Below are 2,972 nucleotides of genomic sequence, written 5' to 3'. Positions count from 1 at the left end.
CTTATTCTGGAAATTATTCCTACTATTTAGAAAAAAAAGCTTTAGCTGAAGAATCAATCGTTAGTTCTCAAAGGAAACATCAAGGTGTATTACGCCGGGAATTAGAATGGTTGAAACGAGGTCCGAAGGCTCGCAGCACTAAACAAAAAGCCAGGATTCAACGCATAGATGAAATGCAAGGAAGAGAATTTAAACAAGCTTTAGGAAAAGTCGATATTTCTACTGCCGGCCGTCGAATTGGCAAAAAAGTTATTGAGTTAGAAAATGTTTCTAAATCCTACGATAGTAGAACCTTGATTAAAGATTTTACTTATGAATTTATCCCAGAAGATAGAGTGGGAATTATTGGTGGTAATGGTGTGGGAAAATCAACCTTAATGGATATTATTACAGGTAGGGTTGAAGCTGATTCTGGGAAAGTAGAAATTGGGGCAACAATACATATAGGTTATTTTGACCAACATTCAGAAAATTTGCTGGATGCTGCGACAGAAAATCAAAGGGTAATTGAGTATATAAAAGATGTGGCAGAATATGTGCAAACTGCAGATGGTACTCAAATTAGTGCTTCTCAAATGTTGGAAAGATTTTTATTTCCAGGTACTCAACAATATGCTCCTATCTATAAACTTTCTGGTGGGGAAAAAAGACGATTATTTCTGTTAAAAGTATTGATGAGTGCCCCTAATGTTTTGATTTTAGATGAACCGACTAACGATTTGGATGTACAAACTTTAGCAGTGTTGGAAGAATATCTCGAAGAATTTAATGGTTGTGTAATTGTAGTTTCTCACGATCGCTATTTTCTCGACAGAACTGTAGATAGAATTTTTGCTTTTGAAGGAGTCGGAAATTTGCGACAATATCCGGGAAATTATTCACTTTATTTAGATTATAAAGAAGTAGAAGCAGCAGCCAAAAAATCTGTAGAAGTTGAGCAAAAGCCAAAGGAAACTCCGTCTAAACAGCAAAGCTCAGAAAGAGTTTCTCGCGATAAAACCGGACAAAGAAAATTATCATCAAAAGAGAAGCGAGAATATCAGAACTTAGAGAAAAAAATTGCTCAATTAGAAGCTGAAAAAGCTGAGGCAGAAAATAAACTTTATAATGCACCTCCAACAGAAGTTAGCGAAGTTCAAAAACTCCATGAAAAGGTAGAAAGTTTAGGTCAAGAAATAGATATTGCTACCGAAAGATGGTTGGAATTAGCAGAGATAGAATCTTAATGGATAATGGATAATGGATAATTAATCCCCAAAGGTATAAAGCCTCTCTTTGCTAATGGATAATGAATTAATTATAGCGTTTCTCAGCAATCGTGAGGTACACCTATATTTATTTGTTCCTATTTCCTATTCCCTGTTTCCTATTCCCTATTCCCTATTCCCTGTTCCCTGTTCCCTGTTCCCTAAAACCAAGGAATTTTGTACCTCACGCTTCTTGGGAATTGCTATATCAACTAATAAATAATTATCAATTAAGGAAATAAGATTTCCCCATATTCAATGCCGTTACGGTTTTAACAAGAAGTAATTATTTATTATTTATTATCAATTATAGTAGGGGTTTGGTCTCCAAACCCAAGCTTAAGATGGGATTTGGAAACAAAACCCCTACAGCTTCTTTCACATCTAATTGCTATAGTTAAGAAAGAATTGATTATGACAATTACTGTATTTATTCATCCCTTCTTGCTTCTTCCTTATTCAAAAACTCTATAAAAAAGTAGAAAATTTAGGGCAATAATATAGATATTGCTAGAAAGAATTAGCCGAGATTTTCAGTTCATATAAAATCCGTTTTAACAGTCGTCATTGCGACGATAGGAAGCAATCTCTTATGTTTAGGAGATTGCTTCCTTCCACTCGGTTCCAGTCGCAATGACTTAACGATAGTAATTATCCGGATTCTATATCAGAGATTGTTAGTCAAATAGATATAAAAAAGGAGGTCATTTCAGTTATAAGTTATCAGTATCCCTGGCTGTTTGCGGAGCATTCCGTAGAAAACCCAGAGGTTTTAAATAGGGATGTTTATTTTTTCCATCCCCTTCAAAGAGGAGGTTTTAGACCTTATTTTTTGGTAAACAAAAGGAAATTCCAAAGAAAGAATTTCAGGATTAAGCGAAGAGAATTTACAGGTGGATATTTAACAGTTAAAATTTATTTAGTTATAGTTTCCTTTAGTGGTTTTCTCTATTGGAAATAGTTTCGCAGGGTGACTGCTGAATGCTTAGACGCCATTGTGTTGCTTTTCGATCTATTTCTTTAATAAAGCTATCTTTACCATTCATATAACTATCAATATCTGTAGGGTATTTTTGTGCTAAACTGCCCTTTAATTCACTATATTTATGTGCATCTTCAGGATGAGAAATCATATAATCCCGAAATGCTAAATGTCGTTCTACTTGCTTTGAATTAACTTCAAAAATATGAACATGATAAGTTCTAATACCTTCCTGATTATTTTTACGAAAATAACGACGCTCGGCAATACCAAATTCACCCATTACTTCATAATCTAGTGATTCCATTAAGGAATTTCGCTCATCAACTTTTACAAGATTCTTTACTTCAACCAATATATCAATAATGGGTTTAGCGTAAATATCAGCTATAGCTGTACTACCAATATGATGTATGGCAATTATATTTTCTCCTAGAATAGGATTAATTTTTTGTGCTTCTATCTGAAATTTTTCACGCCATTTTTGGTTATGGTTAACTACTTCTACTTTTCTCATAATTTTCATACCAGTTTGATAATTTTCAACTAACTTTTGTTTTGCATTTCATCTATCCAGAAATAAACATCTGGTTTACCTGTTTTTACGAAGCTCATTACTCCTTACTCATTACTCATTACTCCTTACTCATTACTCCTACAACAGTTTTGTGGTTTACTCAACTGAAAAGCACTTACAAAATGTCGCCCTATAGTCCACCGATTATCAAAAAGTTGTAAGGAGA

Annotated in this window: 2 protein-coding genes; one reads left to right on the top strand and one right to left on the bottom strand. The window is 33.9% G+C overall.

Translation table 11 applies throughout. The features are described from left to right. A partial coding sequence (locus F6K40_RS38985) for an ABC-F family ATP-binding cassette domain-containing protein (RefSeq protein WP_293145303.1) occupies positions 1–1,226 on the top strand: 1,226 nt, incomplete at its 5' end. Positions 1,227–2,182: 956 nt separating this feature from the next. Here F6K40_RS38985 and F6K40_RS38980 read toward each other — a convergent pair. Further along, positions 2,183–2,755 carry a GrpB family protein gene (locus F6K40_RS38980; protein WP_293145300.1) on the bottom strand — a complete coding sequence of 191 codons (573 nt, stop codon included), beginning with the start codon at positions 2,753–2,755 and terminating at the stop codon, positions 2,183–2,185. Positions 2,756–2,972: the final 217 nt, after the last annotated feature.

It is taken from the genome of Okeania sp. SIO3I5 (assembly GCF_010672085.1).
In the GTDB taxonomy this organism is placed as follows: Bacteria; Cyanobacteriota; Cyanobacteriia; order Cyanobacteriales; family Microcoleaceae; genus Trichodesmium.
Note: the sequence above shows the minus strand (reverse complement) of the source record. Positions and strands in the feature narration are given on the sequence as shown.